Annotated in this window: 17 protein-coding genes; 5 read left to right on the forward strand and 12 right to left on the reverse strand. The window is 62.4% G+C overall.

Annotated features, from left to right (window positions below; translation table 11 throughout):
- Nucleotides 1–9: 9 nt before the first annotated feature.
- From C9411_RS14480 to C9411_RS14505, 6 genes are all read right to left on the reverse strand, one after another.
- Entirely contained in the window at nucleotides 10–2,088 is a 2,079-nt protein-coding gene (locus tag C9411_RS14480) for an iron ABC transporter permease (protein ID WP_107227327.1), read from the reverse strand.
- 66 nt (nucleotides 2,089–2,154) lie between these two features.
- Nucleotides 2,155–3,186, reverse strand: a complete 1,032-nt coding sequence (locus C9411_RS14485) for an ABC transporter substrate-binding protein (RefSeq protein WP_107227328.1) — start codon at nucleotides 3,184–3,186, stop codon at nucleotides 2,155–2,157.
- On the reverse strand, nucleotides 3,183–4,511 hold the full coding sequence (uhpC, locus tag C9411_RS14490) for an MFS transporter family glucose-6-phosphate receptor UhpC (RefSeq protein WP_255413746.1): 1,329 nt from the start codon (nucleotides 4,509–4,511) through the stop codon (nucleotides 3,183–3,185). The genes C9411_RS14485 and uhpC overlap by 4 nt, the downstream gene beginning before the upstream one ends.
- Before the next feature lie 60 nt (nucleotides 4,512–4,571).
- A complete protein-coding gene (locus C9411_RS14495; protein ID WP_107227330.1) occupies nucleotides 4,572–6,113 on the reverse strand; it encodes an MASE1 domain-containing protein in 1,542 nt (513 codons plus the stop codon).
- Nucleotides 6,113–6,742, reverse strand: coding sequence for a response regulator transcription factor (locus C9411_RS14500; protein WP_063991159.1), 630 nt, complete (start codon nucleotides 6,740–6,742; stop codon nucleotides 6,113–6,115). Before C9411_RS14500 ends, C9411_RS14495 begins: the two co-directional genes overlap by 1 nt.
- Before the next feature lie 827 nt (nucleotides 6,743–7,569).
- Nucleotides 7,570–8,334: an arylamine N-acetyltransferase gene (locus C9411_RS14505; RefSeq protein WP_107227331.1), complete on the reverse strand. Its 765-nt coding sequence runs from the start codon at nucleotides 8,332–8,334 to the stop codon at nucleotides 7,570–7,572.
- A 151-nt stretch (nucleotides 8,335–8,485) separates the two neighbouring features.
- Between C9411_RS14505 and C9411_RS14510 the strand changes: the two genes are divergently transcribed.
- A complete protein-coding gene (locus tag C9411_RS14510; protein ID WP_107227332.1) occupies nucleotides 8,486–9,238 on the forward strand; it encodes an SDR family NAD(P)-dependent oxidoreductase in 753 nt (250 codons plus the stop codon).
- A gap of 31 nt (nucleotides 9,239–9,269) precedes the next feature.
- On the opposite strand, the gene C9411_RS14515 is transcribed toward C9411_RS14510, so the two are convergent.
- The gene (locus tag C9411_RS14515) at nucleotides 9,270–11,090 is read right to left on the reverse strand and encodes a hypothetical protein (RefSeq protein WP_107227333.1); all 1,821 of its coding nucleotides are present in this window, start codon (nucleotides 11,088–11,090) and stop codon (nucleotides 9,270–9,272) included.
- Nucleotides 11,091–11,287: 197 nt separating this feature from the next.
- Nucleotides 11,288–12,187 (reverse strand): LysR substrate-binding domain-containing protein, encoded by a 900-nt coding sequence (locus C9411_RS14520; protein WP_107227334.1) that lies wholly within the window; start codon nucleotides 12,185–12,187, stop codon nucleotides 11,288–11,290.
- A gap of 116 nt (nucleotides 12,188–12,303) precedes the next feature.
- Between C9411_RS14520 and C9411_RS14525 the strand changes: the two genes are divergently transcribed.
- Nucleotides 12,304–13,083, forward strand: a complete 780-nt coding sequence (locus C9411_RS14525) for a 2OG-Fe(II) oxygenase (RefSeq protein ID WP_107227335.1) — start codon at nucleotides 12,304–12,306, stop codon at nucleotides 13,081–13,083.
- A 37-nt stretch (nucleotides 13,084–13,120) separates the two neighbouring features.
- Here the strand turns inward: C9411_RS14525 and ansP are convergent, their stop codons facing one another.
- Both ansP and C9411_RS14535 read right to left on the reverse strand, forming a co-directional pair.
- Nucleotides 13,121–14,587, reverse strand: a complete 1,467-nt coding sequence (ansP, locus tag C9411_RS14530) for an L-asparagine permease (RefSeq protein ID WP_063991199.1) — start codon at nucleotides 14,585–14,587, stop codon at nucleotides 13,121–13,123.
- A gap of 436 nt (nucleotides 14,588–15,023) precedes the next feature.
- Nucleotides 15,024–15,461, reverse strand: coding sequence for a PACE efflux transporter (locus C9411_RS14535; RefSeq protein WP_016928654.1), 438 nt, complete (start codon nucleotides 15,459–15,461; stop codon nucleotides 15,024–15,026).
- Nucleotides 15,462–15,573: 112 nt separating this feature from the next.
- Between C9411_RS14535 and C9411_RS14540 the strand changes: the two genes are divergently transcribed.
- Nucleotides 15,574–16,467 (forward strand): LysR family transcriptional regulator, encoded by an 894-nt coding sequence (locus C9411_RS14540; RefSeq protein WP_107227336.1) that lies wholly within the window; start codon nucleotides 15,574–15,576, stop codon nucleotides 16,465–16,467.
- A 16-nt stretch (nucleotides 16,468–16,483) separates the two neighbouring features.
- On the opposite strand, the gene C9411_RS14545 is transcribed toward C9411_RS14540, so the two are convergent.
- Together C9411_RS14545 and C9411_RS14550 are read right to left on the reverse strand one after the other, a co-directional pair.
- Nucleotides 16,484–17,047 (reverse strand): DedA family protein, encoded by a 564-nt coding sequence (locus tag C9411_RS14545; RefSeq protein WP_060420973.1) that lies wholly within the window; start codon nucleotides 17,045–17,047, stop codon nucleotides 16,484–16,486.
- A 50-nt stretch (nucleotides 17,048–17,097) separates the two neighbouring features.
- Nucleotides 17,098–17,775, reverse strand: a complete 678-nt coding sequence (locus C9411_RS14550; protein ID WP_063991201.1) for a DJ-1/PfpI family protein — start codon at nucleotides 17,773–17,775, stop codon at nucleotides 17,098–17,100.
- Nucleotides 17,776–17,866: 91 nt separating this feature from the next.
- Here C9411_RS14550 and C9411_RS14555 point away from each other — a divergent pair, with 91 nt between their 5' ends.
- Nucleotides 17,867–18,811: a GlxA family transcriptional regulator gene (locus C9411_RS14555; protein WP_063991202.1), complete on the forward strand. Its 945-nt coding sequence runs from the start codon at nucleotides 17,867–17,869 to the stop codon at nucleotides 18,809–18,811.
- A 45-nt stretch (nucleotides 18,812–18,856) separates the two neighbouring features.
- Nucleotides 18,857–19,960, forward strand: a complete 1,104-nt coding sequence (locus C9411_RS14560; RefSeq protein ID WP_107227337.1) for an adenosylhomocysteinase — start codon at nucleotides 18,857–18,859, stop codon at nucleotides 19,958–19,960.
- The last annotated feature ends 39 nt before the right edge of the window (nucleotides 19,961–19,999 follow it).

Consider the following 19,999-nt stretch of genomic DNA (forward strand, 5'->3'; position numbering starts at 1 on the left):
TGGGCTCCATTACGCCTGGTTTTTGGCTTTTGAACGGGAGATGCGTGCCTCGCCGATCAGCCAGTCAAAGAGGAAAATAATCGCCAGCATCACCACGATCAGAATGGAACCGTAGGCGATCGCCACCCCGTATTCGCCGTCTTCCACGCGGTTGAGGATGTAGGCGGTGGCCACCCGGGTATCGGGGGTGACCAGGAAGACGATGGCGCTGACGGTGGTGATGGCGCGCACGAAGCTGTAGATCAGCGCCGACAGGATCGCCGGGCGCAGCAGCGGCAGCAGGATGTGCGTGATGGTGCGCAGCGAGCCGGCGCGCAGGCTGAGCGAGGCTTCGTCCAGCGATTTGTCTATCTGGCCCAGCCCGGCGATCCCGGCGCGAATGCCCACCGGCACGTTGCGCATCACCATCGAGATAATCACGATGGCGGCCGTCCCGGTGAGGTACACCGGCGCGCTGTTGAAGGCGAGAATGTAAGAGACGCCCGCCACAGTGCCCGGCACCGCAAAGCACAGCATGGTGGTGAACTCGATGGTCTTTTTGCCCCTGAACTGCTGGCGCACCACGATCCAGGCGATCAGCAGGCCGAAGGCGGCGGTGATCGGCGCGGCGATCCCGGCGTACAGCAGCGTGTCGAGCAGCGAAGGCCACGCGCCGTCACTCATGCCCTGGCCGAACAGCTTGATGAAGTTATCCAGCGTCAGCGTGTAATCCACCCCCCAGTTGACGGTGAAACTGCCGTAGAAAATGCTGCCGTAAAGCAGGGCGTTAAAGGCGATCCACACCGCCAGCAACGCGATCACGCCCCACACCAGCGTGACCGGCAGCGGCTGTACGTCGCCGCGGTAGGATTTGCCGGATACGGTGACGTAGGAACGCTTGCCGATCCACAGGTACTGGATGCAGAACACCAACAGCGAGAACAGCAGCAGGAAGGCGCCGAGGGTGCTGGCGGCCTGATAGTCGAGCTGCGAGCCGGTGATGTAGAAATAGATTTGCGTCGCCAGCACGTCGAAGTTGCCGCCGAGCACCAGCGGGTTGCTGAAGTCGGCCAGCGATTGCACCACCACGATCAGAAACGCGTTGGCCAGCGCCGGTTTCAGCAGCGGCACGAACACGCCGTTAAAGGTTTGCCAACGGCTGGCGCGCAGGGTGTAGGAGGCCTCTTCCAGCGAAGGATGGATGGTCTTGATCGCGCCGTCGAGGATCATGAACGCCATCGGGGTGAATGCCAGCACCTGCGCCAGCCAGATACCGGTAAAGCCGTAAAGCCAGTTGGTGTTGGTCAGGCCGAACCAGGCCACCATCCACTCGGTGACGTAGCCGGAGCGCCCCATCATCAGCGTGACGCCCAGGCCGACGACGAACGGCGGCGTGACGATGGGCAGGATGGAGAAGATGCGGCCGATAATGGCACTGCGCTTGGCGATGCGGGTGGTGTAAATCGCCAGCACCAGGCCGAAGAAGGTGCAGCCGGCGCCCACCGCGATCGACAGGGCGATGGAGTTGAGGATCACCTGAACGATATGCGCCTGCGACAGCACGTTCATAAACGCCAACGGCGCGAATGCCCCCGCCTGGTCGGTGAACATCGGAATGAAAATCGCGATGCTCGGCCAGACGATGAAGACGCCGATCAGCGCCACGATGGTGACCAGCGCACCGATAACGAAACGGTCGCCGCCCAGCCATTCGAGGCGGGTCAGCGCCAGCGTCATGATGGCGCCCAGCGCGGTCAATTGCACCAGGGTGGCGTAGCCTAAGCCGCGTCCCGCCACCGTGGCGCTGACGACGATAAAAGCCATGCACAGCAGCGCCCAGCCGGCATCGAACGCGTGGCGCCGCCGCCGTTCACCGCCCGCCGGGGCGTAAGGGCGAAGCAGCAGCAGGCTCGGCAACAGGCACCATAGCCAGCTGACATTGCGGTTTGACCAGCCGTAGGCCGCGAGGATCTCATCGCCGGTGGACTCCAGCAGGCCGTAATCCAGGCTCCAGCTCGGCAGCAGGGCGAACGCCAGCCAGCCAAGCAAGACCCAAAGGAATATCGCATCTCGTTTTTTCACGAGATGGAGTGCATGTGTATGTGACATAAGTTTCCCGGAGTTCAGGCCGGGTAAGGCGTGAGGCTTACCCGGCAACAGGCGCAGAATGCGGGTTTATTTACCCATCTTGACTTCGCTGACCCATTTATTGATCAGCGCCTTGCGGACCTCGGTCGAGCCGTACTTGTCCATGTCGTAGTTGATCAGCTTCAGGTCGTCGAGCTTCAGCGAGTTCGGCGAGGTAGCGGCGGTGGTGTTGGTCAGGATCTGATAGGACTTGCCTTTCTGCCATGCCAGTTCCTGCGCCTCTTTCGACAGCACCCAATCCACGAACAGCTTGGCGTTATCGAGGTTGCGCGCGCCCTTGAGGATGCTGACACCGCCGATTTCGTAGCCGGTGCCTTCACAAGGCGAGATCAGCTCAAGCGGTGCGCCCTGTTCTTTTTCGAGCGAGTAGTCATGCAGGAAGCCGATGCCGATCGCCGTTTCACCGCGGGCGGCGTTGCGCGCCGGGGCAATGCCGGACTTGGTGTACTGCGAGACGTTGGCGTTCAGCTGCTTGAGGTAATCGAACGCCTGATCGTCCCCCCACAGCTGGGCAAAGGTCGCCAGCGCGGTGTAGGCGGTGCCGGAGCTCTGCGGATCGGCGATTTGAATCTCGCCTTTGTATTCCGGTTTGGTCAGGTCTTTCCAGCACTTGGGCACCGGCAGGTTTTTCTCTTTCAGGCGCTGGGTATTGACGCCGAAGCCGAGAATGCCGACGTAGACCGCCGAGGAGTAGTTGCCTTTCAGCTTCGCCGGGTCGCGGAATTGTTGCATCACCTGGTCGAGGTTCGGCGATGTGTAGGGCTGCAGCAGCCCCATTTCACCGGCCTGGGATTGCGGATCGAGCGTGCCGCCGTACCAGACGTCCGCCTGCGGGTTTTTCTTCTCGGCGTCCACTTTCGCCAGCGTGCTGCCGGAGCCGTTGCGGATGAACGAGGTTTTCACGTCATATTTCTCGCCGAAGGCTTTGGTCTCCGCTTCGCACATTTCATTGGTGGCGCTGCAGTAAACCACCAGGCGGCCCTTGGCGTGCGCGGAGCCGCTCAGCGTGGCCAGCGCGATGCCGGAAGCTATCAGGGTCGTGACCCACATTTTTTTCATTGTTTTATCCTTCTCTCGGTAGAGGTGGTGACGCTCGCCATCAGCAGCGGCATCAGCAATAAACCCATAAGAACGGCGGCGATCGACAGCAAACTGAACATGCCTGACCAGCCGTAGCCTTCGATGACCTGCGACAGCGGCCAGCCCGCCAGCGCTGCCCCCAGGTAGGCGAACAGGCCGAGAAAACCGGTGATGGAGCCCGCTGCGCCTTTGTGCCCGCATTCCACGGCGGCGAGGCCAATCAGCATCTGCGGGCCGAAGACAAAAAAGCCCACCGTAAAGAAACAGCCCGCCAGCAGCGCGTAGTGATGCACCGGCGCCAGCCACAGCGCGGCGACGGAAACCATCAGCCCGAGCGTGAACAGCAAAATCATCGGCGCGCGCTGCCCACCGAACAGCACATCCGAGCCCCAGCCGGCGAACAGCGCGCCGAGCAGGCCGCCTATCTCGAACAGCATCACCGTCGCGTTGGCGCTGAGCAGGTTGGCGCCGTGGCTTTCCGTCAGCCAGAGATTGCCCCAGTCGTTCAACGCGATGCGGATCAGGTAGACCAGCACGTAAGAGACACCGAGCAGCCAGATCATCGGGTTCTTCAGCATCGTGGTGCGCAACATCTGCCACAGCCCCATCGGCGGGCTTTGCTGTTCCTGGCGCAGCTCCAGCGGATCGTGGCGCCACTGGCCGACCGACGGCAGGCCTTCTTCCTGCGGCGTGCCTGTCAGTTGCCGCGTGAGCCAGAGGCCCAACACCATGCTGACGGCGCCCGGGATCAGCATCGCCGCCTGCCAGCCCCAGCGCTGGGCGGCGAAGGCGCTGATCAGCGGCACGATCGCGCCGCCGAGGTTGATCGACATATTCCAGCAGCCCCACCAGAAGCCACGCTCGTTGCGCGAATACCAGTGGGTCAGCAGCCGCGCGCAGGGCGGCCAGCCCCAGCCCTGAAAGAAGCCGTTCAGCGCCCAGACCGCCAGCAGCAGCGTCAGCGATTCGCCGAAGGCAAACGCCACGTTCAGCAAGCCGGTGGCGAACAGGCCGATCCCCATAAACCTGCGCTGCCCGTGGCCGTCGTGCCACAGCCCGGCGGCGAATTTCGACAGGCCGTAGCTCAGGTAAAACAGCGAGCCGAGCAGGCCGATGTCCCCTTTATCCAGCCCCAAATCCGTTTGCAGCGCCGGCAGCACGTAATTCACGCTTTTGCGCGTCAGGTAAAAGGCGGCGTACCCGATGACCATGTACAGCAGCAGTCGCGGGCGCAGCGCGCGGTAACGATGATCGATTTCAGATGCCGAGCGTGCCTGCATAGCCGCCTCCCTGGTGGTGACTATAAGAAGGTGAAAGGGAAAGGGGATGAGAGAAAGTCCGGAGTGGCTAAGACTTTTTCCTAGTTAGTCGGCGATTTGTTGCAAATTTGTGGGCAGGTTAACAATTACCCGCGTACCGCACTGCGTTTCCAGCGTCAGCTCGCCGCCCAGCGCGCTGACCCGCTCGCGCATTCCCTGAATGCCGAGGCCGGGCACCTTGTCCGCGCGGATGCCGATGCCGTTGTCCCGCACCTCGAGGTGCAAAAGCGCGCCTTGCTGATACAAAACGATGGCGACCTCGCTGGCCTCGGCGTGTTTGCACACGTTGTTGAGCAGCTCTTGCAGCAGGCGGTAGAGGGTGAAGCGCACCGTTTCGCCGGCGGGCGTGTCGCTCAGCCGGTAATCGAAACGGCAGTGGATGCCCCGTTCGGCAAAGGCGAATTCGCTCAGCAGATGGTGAAGCGCCTCTTTGAACGCCAGCTCGTCCAGCGCGGGCGGGCGAAGCTGGCGCAGCAGCTGGCGCGTGGAGTGATGAATGCGCCGGGCGAGCTCGCCTATCTGGTGCGCCGCGGCCTGGGTTTGCGCCGGATCGCGCGCCCGTTTGACCAGCTGCGACTGGATTTGAATCGCGGTGATGTTCTGGCCGATTTCATCGTGCAGCTCGCGCGCCAGGTTTTTCCGCGTGTCTTCTTCGGTGTGGATCAGTTTTTCGGTCAGCGCCCGCCGCGCCGCCAGCTCTTCTTCCAGGCGACGCTGATAGTGGTGCAGGTTTTGCGCCAGGTGCTGCTGGCGGCTGATGGCGATGCCCAGGCCGATGCCGAGCAGCGCCTGCGTCGCCAGAAAGATTTCCAGCTCGACCAGATTGCCGAACCCCACGCCGACCTGCCGGGCGAGGGTGATCATCATGCTGCCGAGCAGGCCGGATAGCACGCCGCCCTGCCAGCCGAACTTCCACGCCATCACCACGTTCGGCAGAAACACCACGATCAGCAGCAGGCGTTCGATTTCCGGCGACAGCACCATCTGCGTGCCGATGCCGATAACGAAAAACAGGCTGCACCAGATGATTAAGGATGCGCGCAGCGGCGGGTTGGGGGTGTCCAGGCCCAGCAGGTGGTAACGGTGCTGCTGGCGCAGAAATTCAAAGATCAGGTAGACGAACGGGGTCAGCAAGACGCCGCCGGTAAACGACGCCAGGCCAAGCAGCATCGCCGGGCTTGGCACAAACGGCGAAAGCAGGGCGGTGTTGAGCAGTGAGGCGGCGGTCACCGCAGCCAGCAGCAGCGTCAGCCGCTGCCAGTAGAGCGGAAAACGGCGCCAGAATCGCTGCGCGAGCGCGGCCGGGAGCAGGGTGATGAACGGCGCGGCCAGCAGGCTGTAGCCGCTCATCAGGCGTTCGCCGTGCAGCCAGAACAGCAGCAGCACCGGCGGTATTATCAGAGCGGGCCAATAGCGGCGCACCAGCAAGATCAGCAGCGCGAGATAGACGCCGTGCGGCAGAAACAGCGCCGCCTGGTTGCCGTTGCGGGTCAGATAGAAACCGAGCGTCCACAGCATCAGCCAGCCGCTGCCCCAGGCCAACAGGATAAACAGCGAGATAATCCAGGGCCGGAAACGGGGTGACATCAATGCCCCGCCAGCAGCTGATGATCGAGGGCGAAATGCACCAGCTCGATGGTGCTGTTGCACTGCAGCTTGCCCAGGACGTTGGCGCGATGCACGTGCACCGTTTTATGGCTGAGATCGAGCTTGAAAGCGATCTCCTTTACGCTGTCGCCTTTGACCAGCAGATCGAAGATTTCACGCTCGCGCGGGGTCAGCACTTCCAGCGCCGTGGCCGGCTGCTCGCCGCCGCGCAGCGCCCGCAGCGCGTCGGCGCACAGGTAATGGCCGCCCATATCGACGGAACGCACCGCCTGCACCAGCTCTTCCGGCCCGCAGCGTTTGGTCAGATAGCCGCTGGCGCCGGCGTCCAGTGCGCTCTGCACGAAGGTGGGGGAATCATAGATGCTGAGGATAATCGCGCGGAACTGCGGCTTCTGCGCCCGCAGGCGCTTCAACAGGCTCAGGCCGTTTTCATCCGGCATGGCGATGTCCATCACCGCGACGCTGACGTCGTCGCGCAGCAATGCCGGCCAGGCCGCCGCCGCGCTGCTGTATTGCCCCACCACGTCGAGATCGTCCTCGAGGTTGAGCAATTGCGCAAAGCCGGAGCGCACCACCACATGGTCATCCACCAGTATCACACGGATCATTTTTCGCACTCTGTTGCCGAATCATGACCCTATGATGCCTGCCGGCGCGGTGCTGGCAATCAGCCAAGCGCGGTTATGCAATCGGTGTAACAGAATCGTAATAAAAGGGCGCCGCTGTGCGTAATGCTAGTCACTTAAGCCTGACTGGCATTTTTTTATCCAGTCTCTGTACGTGGCGTGCAGGATGAATTGCCGTAAATGCCCAGAATTTCTCTGTTACTACAATGAACGGCAATTGGAGGGGCCGAAGGCGCGGCCCCTCCACCCGCGCCTTCGCTTAACACCATCTGTCCGCTGTGCGGATACCCTCGCCGCGTCTGCATTGTCGGGCGGGTCGGCTGCGACAAACGTCCCTGTTAGTCTCGCCTCAACCGGCCTTCCCTGGCCGGTTGCCCCTGACAACGCTGTCTTGCTCGGCAGCCAGTGATGCGCGCCAAAGGTCAACACCTGAGCTGGCGGCTACCGGGCAACCCGTCCTTTATGAGGTTATGGCAGAGAAGTTGGAGATGAACGCAGGGTTGGACGCCCTTGAAGACGCCGAACGCAGGCATAGCGCATTAGGAGAAACCGCCATGGACGGCGGTTTCAGGTGAGACAGGCAGGGACGCCTGTCGCAACCGGCCTCAATGTGGTATGGCGGAGGGAGGGGAGTTGGCAAAGCCAACCGTCTGATAGGGCAAAGGCGCGGGTTGCCAGGGGCCGCGCCTTCGGCCCCTGGCTCGGTCGAGGCGTATGAGCCTCATGGCGCATCTCACCTTTATCGACCGAAAACTGCACAAATACGTTCAGAAAAACGCTAACTGACCAGCATTACGCCGCCGGCGCCGTCAACGATCCAAATCGATGGCGAAATGCTGCCACAGCGCGGCGCGCCGTTCCTCTTCCGAATGCAGCGTCGTTTCGTGGCGCTGGTGATCTTCGGTCACGATCAGCTTCATGTCACTGAGGGTCACCCGGCCGTGCTCCGTCGGCCGTGAACACACCAGGCGCTGGGTGAAATGCGACTGCGGCGAGGTGCTGTGGAAGCGGCACATCTCGTCGAACTCGTGCAGCTCGCGCGGTTGGGCGGTAAAGCGATACAGGGTTTTGGCATGCGAGCGTTGGTCGCCGTTGCGGCGCTCCAGCAGGTAATACTCGCCTTCCTGCTCCAGGTGGAAGGTGCCGCTGGCCTGCGGTTGCGGCTCGACGGCGACGATCTTCAGCGGCGTCAGGAAGGAGTCGCCGAAACCGACGTCCACCAGCCAGGCCAGGCCTGCCAGATCCACCCGCAGCGCCAGATGGTCGTAGGGCGGGCCGAAATGGCCGTCGCGCGCGCGGATCTCGCCGGAGATGAAGCTCACCTTGAAACCGATCTCCCGCAGCAACAGGGCGAACAGCGTGTTCAGCTCATAACAGAAACCGCCGCGGTTGCGCTCGACCACCTTGCTGAACAGCGCCTCCGGCGCCAGCTGAATGCCCTGATGATAAATAATGCTCAGGTTCTCGAACGGGACGCTCAGCATGTGGCGATGGTGCAGCTGTTGCAACGTGGGGAGGTCAGGGCGGGCGGCGCCGGTAAAGCCGATATGCTGCAGGTAGCGTTGGGTATCCACAGGGAGTCTCGCATGAGAAAAAGTAGGCATAAAATAGCGGGCTTTGCGGCTTTTGTGAGCGCATTACGTGCTGCGCTGTTGCTGCTGCCGCAAACTGTCACTGGCCGGCGCTAGCCTGTTCCCCTGAGTTCAACGTTGCAGGAGAATGGCTATGCAAGATTTCAAACATCGGGTGGCGCTGGTGACCGGCGCTTCCACCGGCATCGGCGAAGCGATCGCCGCCGAGCTGTTTCGGCGCGGCGCCACGGTGGTGATGACCGGCCGCCACGAAGCGCCTCTCGTCGCAGCCGCCGCGCGGCTCGATCCCGAGGGCCGACGGGTGATGACGTTGCGGATGGACGTGCGTGATGCGCCGTCGGTGCAGCAGGGCATTGAAGAGACGGTGCGGCGCTGCGGCGCGCTGCATCTACTGGTCAACAACGCCGGGATCACCGGCCCGCACGAGGTGGACATCGATCGGTACGCGGTCGAAGACTGGCATGAGGTGATCGCCACCTGCCTGAGCGGCACGTTTTTCGGCATGAAGTATGGCCTGCCGGCGATCGTCGCCGGCGGCGGCGGGGCGGTGGTGAACCTCTCTTCCGCCAACGGCGTGGTGGGCATTGCCGGGATTGCGCCTTATACCGCCGTCAAGCATGGCGTGTTGGGCCTGACGCGCTCGGCGGCGCTGGAATTCGCCACGCGCGGCGTGCGCGTCAACGCCGTCGGGCCGGGCTATGTGGATACGCCGGCGATGGGGGCGCTGCCGGCGTCGGCGCGGGCGCAGATGGCCGCTTCGCACCCGATGGGGAGAATGGCGACGCGGGAAGAGGTGGCGAAAACGGTGGCTTTCCTGCTCTCGGACGACAGCAGTTTCACCACCGGCGCGTTTTACAGCATCGACGGCGGTTATACCGCGCGTTAATGGAAAACAGGCCCCTACGGGGCCCGTTCGGTTACCAGGATTTACGTGGGTTGCGGGAGACGATGTCGATCTTTTGACACAACAGTTGGGTGATGTCCACCGAGGTGGGCTGAGCGGCGCTGCCGATAAAGTTTTTCAGCACGATGGCGATGCGGGCGTAATTGACATAGCCCTCAGGCAACGGCAAATATTCCGACGAGTTAAGCGCAGTGATGCGATCCGAGGTCATCGTTGCCGACGCGGCCGGCGTTACCGTGCCGGTGCGCCCCCACTGGCAAGCTTTTTCCAGTAGGGTAGTGACGCCGGCATCGCCGTTCAGGACATACTTGCCTTGGTAAGTGCCGATGGTGACATCAAGGCTGTTCTGGCCTTTCAGGTTTGCCAGCGTGGCGCGCCACAGCACCAGATCGTTTTTCGCGATTGGGAAGTAGATCTCGACGCGTTTGTCTGTTGTCGTCGCCGTTTTGGTGGTAGCGGTCAGCACGCCGTTTTGCAGCGTCACCGCCAGATCGGCGGTCTCCGTTTGCGAGAGGCGTGCGCCGCCGAAGGCATAGACGTTATTCAATGCCAGCGCGCCGCTTTCTTTCCAGCTCGGCTCCGGCAGATGGTTGACGCCATCGCCCAGATAGAGCAGGCGCCACATGTTGATGTAGCCGGGCGCGACGATCTTTTTCATCTCAATATGGTTGTTGGACCAGCCTTTTTTAATGTCGGCGTTCACCAGATCGAAACCGTCGATATAACATTTTCCGCTCAGATCGCTGGACTTATCGAAGAAGAAATACTCGACGTATTGGTAGGGCACGTTGCTGCCGGCATCGGTGTTGTTGGTCATCACGCTGTGCCATTGGCTGTCTTTGATTTTTACCGTACCGCCGTTGTTGCTGGTAAAGACCGGCCGGTAGTTGCGGCAATTGGCGTTGCCCCATTCGAAGTGGCAATTTTTGAAGTCCAGCGTGCCGCCCTTAAGGTCGAACAAACCATAGTCGGTATTGGCCAACTGTTCGGTTTCATTGCTAAAGCCGCTGTAGTCGAACGAACAATCGCGGAAGGCCAGGGCATGTACCCCCTGATAATAGTTTCTGCTGTCGCCGAACAGGCATTTGTAGAAGACGATTTTTTCGCCGGCGTTGGCGGTGGTTTCAGACCAGATCGGCCAGAAGCAGCCCCGTACCATGATGCTGTGCCAACTCTGGATATAGGCGTTATTGCCAAAGACGATACCTTTATACAGGTTGGTCAGCCAGACGTTTTGCACCAGCAACTGACAGGCCGGCAAGCCGTGCATGTTAGAAGCATCGCTGTAGACGCACAGGCCGCGCAGGTTGGCCGCCGCGCCAGGGGCACCCACGATGCGCAGGTTATAAATCGCCGGCGCCCCCAGCGAATATTGTACGCGTACGCACTCGATGTTGGTGGCGCCGCTGAAGTCCAGAATAGTGCCCTTAAAATCGACGGAATTTTTCCATAGCTTCAGGTTGGCGGTGGTTTTACAAGGGCGAACGCCGCCGGGACCAACCAGGGTAATCCCCGCCGGGGTCGTTGGGATAGGCAACTGCCACCACTCTTCGCCTTTGACCTGCAAGAAGTTGCACGCGCGGGTAATGGTCAGCGAGTAATCCAGCTCATCGCCCGGCAGGTGCCACCAATCGATGCTGTAATCGCCGTCATTGATGATGCGCTTCCAGCGGCGGTTTTGCGCGTCGACGAGCAGGGTAACGCCGTTGTCCTGGCTGGTGGTATCCGCATCGTCTCGGGTAAATACGCCGTGATGGTAGCGGTTTTCGAGCATCACCGCGGTTTCGCTACCGGCATAGCTGCGCAGGTTGGCGTAATCATTTAATGAAATCATGGAATAGCTCTCGTTTTGGACAATAAGAGGCCGGTGCAATATGGCGATTGCAGGGGCGGCGGCATAGGGAAATGGCATTGTGGCCGAAGGGCGAATCGGTTCGCGATCCCGGTCGGCAGAGATAAATTAACAGGCTGAGGTGAGAGGCTTAAGCGTTCAGGGTTGTGCCTGACGCCAGCAAACATCGCCGCCGGGGTTCAGGCTTGGTCTGTAGATGCGAGGGTTTGCAACCAGGCCAGAAACGCCGCTGCGCCAGGTTTTTCCAGCGTGCGCGGCGGGTAAACCACGTAGTAGGGTTTGCTGAGCGGCAGCGCCGGTTCGGCCAGGGTGACCAGCTGGCTTTCCGCCAGTTCACGGGCGATCAGCCGCCGCTGGCCGAGCAGCACCCCGCGCCCTTGCACGGCGGCGTCGATGGCCAGCGAAGTCAGGTTATAGGTCAGCCCGCGCCGCGCCGGCGGCATTTGATCGGCGGCGGTGAACCACTCGTGCCAGCCCGGCAGAAACTGGCTCTCTTTGCCCCAGTCGACGTGGATCAGCGGGAGCTGCGTCCAGTCGCCGCGATCGCGCAGCGCCGGGCTGCACACCGGCTGCACCCGATCCTGAAACAGCCGCACCTTTTGCAGCAGCGGATAATCCTGATCGCCGAAGCACAGGGCGAAGTCTGCCGCCGAATGGACGAAATCGACCGCTGCATGAGTGGCGTGCAGCCGCAGATCGCCGTCGGGGCACTGCGCCAACCAGTCGCCCAGCGCCGGGTTCAGCCACTTGGAGGCCAACGCCGGCAGGGCGAATACCGTCAGCGCCTGTTTGCCGCGCTGGCGCTCGACGTGCTGCTGCGCCACGCGCAGCGTTTCGAACGCCTCCTGCACGTAGGCCAGGTAGTCCGCGCCCTGTTCGGTCAGCGTGACGCCGCTTTTGGCGCGGATGAACAGCGTGATCCCCAGGTGTTGCTCCAGCTGGCGGATCTGCTGGCTGACGGCGGCGGCGGTCAGCGCCAGCGTATCCGCCGCGCGGGCCAGGCTGCCGGTGCGGGCGGCGGTTTCGAACGCCAGAATGGCGCTCAGCTTGGGCAAGCGCGCGCGGGACGGTGAGTGCATGGGCAGGGCTATCGCTAAGAATTGGTTAGCTTATCCATAACGTATTTTTGTTATGGCGGCAATGCGCCATTCGCTACAGTGAGAGGCATCCGGCTATCGCACACGAGGGGAACGTCATGCCGCAACTTGCCGATATTATCGATCTGTCCGCCCATCCCATCGACGACGCCGCGTTCCGCGCCCGTTGCCGGCAAACGCTGGAGCGCGCCGGCGCGCTGGTGCTGCCGGGATTTCTGCGCGCCGCCGCGCTGGCGACGGTAAGGCTGGAAGGCGCCGAACAGCACCGCGCGGCGTTTTACGCCACCAGCCAACACAACGTGTATCTGCGGCCGCAGGACGACGCGCTGCCGGCCGATCACGCGCGCAACCGGCTGGTGGTGTCGTCCAAGGGCTGCATTACCGACGAAGATATTCCGCCGCAGTCGCCGCTGCGCGCGCTGTACGACGCCCCGGCGTTTCGCGCGTTTCTCTGCGCGGTGTTGGATGAGGCGCAGCTGTATCCCTACGCCGATCGGCTGTCGTCGATCAACCTGCATTACGCCCACACCGGCCAGGAGCTGGGCTGGCATTTTGACAACTCCTCGTTCGCCATCACGCTGCTGATCCAGAAACCGGCGGCGGGTGGGCGTTTCGAGTACGTGGAGAACCTGCGCGACGCCGATCGCGGCGAGATGAACTATGCCGGGGTCACGCAGGTGCTGGACGGCGAGCGGGCGGTCAAACGGCTGGCGATGGAGGAGGGGGATTTGGTGCTGTTTCGCGGGCGCAACGCCATGCACCGGGTGACGCCGACCGAAGGCGACACTACGCGCATGCTGGTGGTGCTGGCCTACAATGCGCAGCCGGACGTGATGCTGTCGGAAAGCGCCAGAATGACGTTCTACGGCCGGTTATAGCGGATAAAAAAACCGCCCCGGAGGGCGGTTTGTCGATTCAGTGCGGGTTCTGCTCTTCGTGAGCCTGCTGCTCCAGCTTCACTTCCTGCGCGCGCTTGCGCAGGCCGAACCAGCCCAGCGTCAGCAGCACCGCCAGCACCGGAATGGTGGCGATGGTCCAGGTGCCGTTCGGGTAGTCGAACGCCATCATCACCACCACGATCAGCAGGAATGCCAGCGTCAGCCAGGAGGTGAACGGCGCGCCCGGCATTTTGAACGAGACCGGCTGCGCGCGGCCTTCGCGCACGGCTTTGCGCAGGCGCATCTGGCAAACGATGATAAACGCCCAGGAGGCGATGATGCCCAGCGAAGCGATGTTCAGCACGATCTCGAACACCTGCGACGGCACCAGGTAGTTGAGCACCACGCCGATCACGTAGATGCCGCAGGTGACCAGGATGCCGGCGTAAGGCACCTGCTGGCTGCTCATTTTGGCCATCAGCTTCGGCGCGGAGCCGCCCATCGCCAGCGAACGCAGGATACGGCCGGTAGAGTAGAGGCCGGAGTTAAGGCTGGACAGCGCGGCGGTCAATACCACGATGTTCATGATGGTGCCGATGTAAGGCACGCCCAGTTTGCTGAAGAAGGTGACGAACGGGCTTTGGCCGGCCTGATAGGCATTCCACGGCAGCAGCAGCACCAACAGCACCACGGAGCCGACGTAGAACAGGCCGATACGCCAGATCACGCTGTTGATTGCTTTGGGCATCATTTTGGCCGGATCTTTACACTCGCCGGCGGCGGTGCCGATCAGCTCGATGCCGGCGAAGGCGAAGATCACCCCTTGCACCAATACCAGCGCCGGCAGCAGGCCGTGCGGGAACATGCCGCCGTTTTCGGTGATCAGGTGCATGCCGGTGGTGTGGCCGGCGACCGGCGTGCCGGTGCCGAGGAAGACGACGCCGACAATCAGGAACAGCGCGATGGCGACCACCTTGATCAGCGCGAACCAGAACTCCATCTCGGCGAACCATTTCACGCCGATCATGTTCATGGTGGCGACGATGCCGAGCGCACCGAGGGCGAACAGCCACTGCGGCACGTCGGCAAAGGTGCCCCAGTAGTGCATGTACAGCGCCACCGCGGTGATATCGACGATGCCGGTCATCGCCCAGTTGAGGAAATACATCCAGCCGGCGACGTAAGAGGCTTTCTCACCGAGAAACTCGCGGGCGTAGGAAACGAAGCTGCCGCTGGAAGGGCGATGCAGCACCAGTTCGCCCAGCGCACGCAGGATGAAGAAAGAGAAGATCCCGCACACCAGATAGACCAGCGCCAGCGCCGGCCCGGCCAACTCGAGACGGCCGCCGGTACCTAGGAACAAGCCGGTGCCGATCGAACCGCCGATGGCGATCATTTGGATCTGCCGGTTGCCCATGCTTTTGTGATAACCGGATTCATGAGAGTCTAGCCAGCGTCTTCTGGCGGCGTGTTTATCGTCCGCCGACTTTTTTTGTGAGTGCATTATCCGTCCTGTTTACCTGTCTATGATGAACTCCGCCCTGAGCTACAGGGCAAACGATTGCCATCAGCAATCGTAATGAGAATGAGGTCGTGGCATCATTCCGCTGTTTATTGTGTATACAGCCGCCGTTAAATAACGGCGTGGCATGCTACCGTTTCCCGATAAAGGTGGCAAAAAAACCTGCGTACAAAGCGTGAACAATTGTGTGTATTTTTTAAACTGAAAACAAAAGCGCATATTATTCAGTAAGATGAGTCTCATTATCAACACGGAAATATCGAACGATAAAAGTGATTGAAATCACAGAATAATAATTACCGTGCAAATTAAAGGGATTTGGAAGTTATTTTGCGTGAGGGGGAAGGCGGGCGGAAAATAAAGCGATGGCGCCTGCGCAGTAATTAGCGTGCGCAGGCGAATCGGACGCGGGGGCTTTTTAGGCGGATTCACCGGCCGGCAGAGCCGAAGCCGGCAGGCCGAACAGCTTGTCGAACGCCCAGTTAAACAGGAAGGTGTAGCAAGGGATGATGACGATCAGCGCCATGTCCAGCAGCAGCGCCTGCCACAGCGTGATGCCCATCCACCAGGCGATCAGCGGGATCAGATACACCACCAGCGTCAGCTGAAAGCCCACGGCGTGCAAAATGCGGCGCTTGAGGGTGCGGGTGCGCGACGCCTGGCGGCTTTCCCACCACTCGAATAAATAGTTGTAAATAAAGTTCCAGCTTACCGCGATGGTGGTGATCACCACCGCCAGCGGCCCGGTGCTGCTTGGCGCATGGCCCGACAGCAGCGCCAGCCCCAGCGCCGAGATCGCCATGCCGATGATTTCATAAGCGGTGACATACACCAGTTTGCGTTTGACGCCTTGCATTGTTTTCTCCCGATCTGTTTTTAGTTGCCTCTGTGGCGACGGCGGCTAAGATAACGTCAATCACATTGATAGAAAAAGTCAGGAGCTGTCAGTTTTACTGACAGGTTGAACGATGAATTTTTCCAGCGACAATATCGAACTGTTTCTGGCGGTGCTCGATCGCGGTTCGTTTTCCGCCGCCGCCCGCGCGCTGCGGCGCGTGCCGTCCGCCGTCAGCATGGGCATCGCCAACATGGAGGCGGAGCTCGGTTTCGCGCTGTTCGATCGCTCGCACCGCGAACCGACGCCGACCGCGCTGGCGCTGGCCCTGGCGCCGCACGCCCGCCTGATCGCCGGGCAGCTCAAGCAGCTGCAGGTGCACGCCATCGAACTTTCCCAGGGGCTGGAAAGCACGCTTTCGATCGGCGTGGCGTCGGACATCAACGGTGCCGGCCTACTGGCGGCGGTGAAAACGCTGTCGCAGCGTTATCCGCTGCTGAACATCGAAGTGCTCAGCGCGCCGCAGGACGACGTGCTGCACATGCTGCATCAGGAGCGCATCGGCGTCTGTCTGGCGTTCGGCGGGCTCAACATCAACAGCACGGAGCAGTTCCACTTCGTGGGCGCGGAGTCGCTGGTGGCGATGGTATCGCCGCAGCATCCGGCGCTGGAGGGCGCGGCGGGCGAGCTGTTTCTCGAGGATTTGATCAACGTGCGGCAGATCATGGTGGCCAGCCGCGATCTGCCGATCGGCGATCTGCGCCCCCAGGTGGCGGAGGCCTACTGGCGCACCGACAGCCTGCCGATGGCGCTGAACATGGTGGAAGCGGGCCTGGGGTGGGGCAATTTCCCGCTGTCGCTGGCCGAGCCGCTGCTGGCGCAGGGGCGGCTGGTGCGGCTGAAATTCAAAAACACCAAGAACGAGCTGCGCTTGCCGATGCATCTGATCTGGCTGAAGAGCCGCCCGCTGGACAAGGCGGCGCGCGAGCTGATCGAGCTGATGCGCGCGGCGCCACAGGAAAGTTGACGCCAGGCGCGCTGGCTTATTCCGCGTGGCGTTTGCGCCACCAGAAGCGCACCAGCAGGATGGCGGCGATCGCCAGTGCGACAAACAGCAGGCTGGAAAGTTTTTTATTGAAGCCGGTAAAGAAGCTTTCGATCGCCTGGCCACCAAAATAGCCGAGCATGACGAAGATCGTCGCCCACAGAATGGCGCCGAGGATGTTGAGCGGCACAAAGCGCGACGGCGGCAGGCGGCTGGCGCCGATCAGCACCGGGCCGATGATGCGGAAGCCGTACATAAAGCGCACCCCGATAACGAACAGCATCGGGTGGCGAGCGATCAGCCTTCTGGCGCGCGCGATGCGCTTTTCCTGCCCTTTGAGCCGCGAGATGACCCGGCCCTCGAACCGGCGGCCGGTGAAGTACAGCAGCTGATCCCCCAACGTGCCGCCGAGCGCCACCACCGCGATCACCCACGGCCAGTGCAGCAGCCCTTCGTGGGCGGCGATCCCGCCCAGCAGCGTGATGGTTTCTCCCTCAGCCAGGCAGCCGATAAACAACGCCCAGTAGCCGTAGTCCGTAATGTAGTGGGCCAAATCGGTCATTCCTTACTCCTTATGTGACTGACGCATAAGGGCAAGTATACGCCCGATCGCTAGCCTTGGGCGATCTGGGCCACCAACGCTCTGCGCCGCGCCAGGCTGTCCGCCATTTGTGCCTGTACCTTGGCGTAAATGTGCGGCGGGGCCAGTTCCGGCGTGCCGCCCGTGAACGGCGGGGCCGGGGCGTATTCCAGATAAAGCTGGATCGTCTGGGCGGTGTCTTCGCCGTGCAGTTCGGCGATCAGCGCCAGCGCAAAGTCGATGCCGGCGGTGACGCCGCCGCCGCTGATCACGTTGCCGTCGCGCTCTACGCGAGCCGCGCTGGGGATGGCGCCGAACAGCTTCAGGCTGTCGCGCATCGACCAGTGGCAGGCGGCGCGTTTGCCCGGCAGCAAGCCGGCGGCGGCCAGGATCAGCGAACCGGTGCACACCGAAGTCAGGTAGCGTGCATCGGCGCCCAACCGCCGGATTTGCCGCATGAACGCTTCATCCTGCAGCGCCTGGGTGCAGCCGCTGCCGCCCGGCACGCACAGCACGTCGCAGCGCGCGATCTCCGGCAGCGGGCGCAGCTGGGTGAAGTGCAAGCCTTCCGATTCGACATCCGCGCCGTCTACCGAAGCGACGATGATTTCCGCGCCCGGCATGTGGCGCAGAAACTGCAGCGGGCCGGTGAAGTCGAGCTGGGTGACGCCTTGATAGATGGGAAATACAATCACGAGTGGTTCAGACATGACATTCGCCTCATTTTTATCGTTGGACCTGGGCCATAATAGCCGCCCTGTTTTTGGCTGATATGACAGATAACCCTCAAAAAGCGCCATCATGAAAACGATCGGTTTTGTGGTTTTCCCCGGTTTCAACCTGCTGGACTTTGCCGGCCCGCTGGCGGCGTTCGATAACGTCAGCCAGTTTACCGATCCGCCGGCCTACCGCTGCGTGGCGATCTCGCCGCAGGGTGGGATGGTCGCCAGCTCGGCCGGGGTGGAGATCGCCACGCAGCCGTGCGGCGATGAGCGTTTCGATACGCTGGTGGTGGCCGGCGGCAGCGGCAATGTGATGGCGGCCCAGTCGCCGGCGCTGGTGGCGTTTCTGACCACCCACAGCCGGCGAGCGCGGCGCATCGCCAGCGTGTGCACCGGCGCGTTTATTCTGGCGGCCTGTGGTTTGCTGGACGGTAAACGCGCCACCACCCACTGGTATCACGCGGCGCGGCTGCAGCAGAGTTATCCGCGCATCCGCGTCGACAGCAACCGTATCTTCATTCGCGACGGCGATATCTGGACCTCGGCCGGCATCAGCGCCGGCATCGATCTGGCGTTGGCGCTGATCGAGGACGATCTGGGCGCCACGATGGCGGCGGCCGTGGCGCGGCAGCTGGTGGTCTATCACCGGCGCCCCGGCGGGCAGTCGCAGTACTCGCTTTTGCTGGCGCTGAACCCGTCGTCGGATCGCATGCGCGCCGCGCTGTCGTACGCGCGCGAGCACTTGCACCTGCCGCTGTCGGTGGCGGATCTGGCCGACGCCGCCTGCCTGAGCGAGCGCCAGTTCGGTCGGCTGTTCCGCGCCGAAACCGGGCAGACGCCGGCCAAGGTGATTGAACAGCTGCGGGTGGAGGCGGCCAGGGTGCGCATCGAAGAGAGCGCCGAGCCGCTGGAGGCGATCGCCCGCTCGGTGGGATTCAGCGATCCGGAGCGCATGAGGCGGGCGTTTATCCGGGTATTTGGCCTGTCGCCACAGGCGATCCGCCGGCTCGGCCGCGCGGGATAACTTTTTAGCCACGCCTGACGGCGGGGCACACCAGAGGAGCAACGGATGTATCAGGATTTCGAGAGCGAATTGAACTGGGCGATGCGCCATATGCCGCGCACCCGGGCGGCGGTGGCGGCGTTGCCGGACCTGCACGGGGTACGGCTGGCGTGCAATATGCACCTGGATCTGAAAATGGCGCCGCTGGTGGCCGGCCTGCTGGACAAGGGCGCGGCGATCTTTCTGACCACCTGCAATCCCACTACGGTGCAGAACGACGTGGTGGCCTGGCTGGAACGACGGGGCGCGCAGGCCTATGCCTGGCGTGACATGAACGCGGGCGAATGGTCGGAATCTTTCGATCGCGCGCTGGCCTGGCAGCCGACTCACCTGTGCGAAATGGGGGCGGATCTGACCACCCGTTTGCACCAATCGCCGAGCGGCCCGCAGATCGTCGCCGGGCTGGAGGCCACCGGATCGGGCATCAACCGTTTGAACGGCGTGGCGCCGCGCTACCCGATCTTCAACTGGGACGATCTGCCGGTGAAAGAGGGGCTGCACAATCGGCATATGGTTGGGCTGACCGCCTGGCACACCTTCTTCCAGACCACCCATTTGACGCTGCACGAAAAGCGCGTGCTGGTGATTGGCTACGGCCTGGTCGGGCAGGGGACGGCGGCGGCGGCCAGGGCTTACGGCGGCCAGGTGATGGTGGCAGAAATCGATCCGGCGCGCGCGCTGCAGGCGCGTTATGACGGCTGGCAGGTGGTGGATCTGGCGAGCGCCGTCGCGCAGGCGGACGTGATCGCCACCGCGACCGGCGCGAAAAACGTGCTCTCGGCGCAGCATTTGCAGCAGGCGCAGGACGGCGTGTTTATCCTCAACGTCGGCCACGTGGCGGAAGAGATCGACGTCGGCTTCCTGCAAGGCCTGCCGCACCACGAGCCGATGCCTTATGTGAACGCTTACCAACTCAATGAGAAGACGGTCTATTTGCTGGCCAACGGTTCGATGTTCAACCTGACCGCCGGCTACGGCGACAGCCTCAACGCCTTCGACGTGACGCTGGCGGTGATGGCGGCCGGCATCGGCCATATCGTCGGCGCGGGGGCGCGGCAAACGCCGGGGTTGTACCTGCTGCCGCAGTCGGCCTGGCAGCCGGCGCTGTAACTTTTTCTACGCGGGCGTTCATCCCAGAGCGCCCGCGGG

Source organism: Serratia sp. Nf2, from assembly GCF_003028435.1.
Classification (GTDB): Bacteria; Pseudomonadota; Gammaproteobacteria; order Enterobacterales; family Enterobacteriaceae; genus Serratia; species Serratia marcescens_L.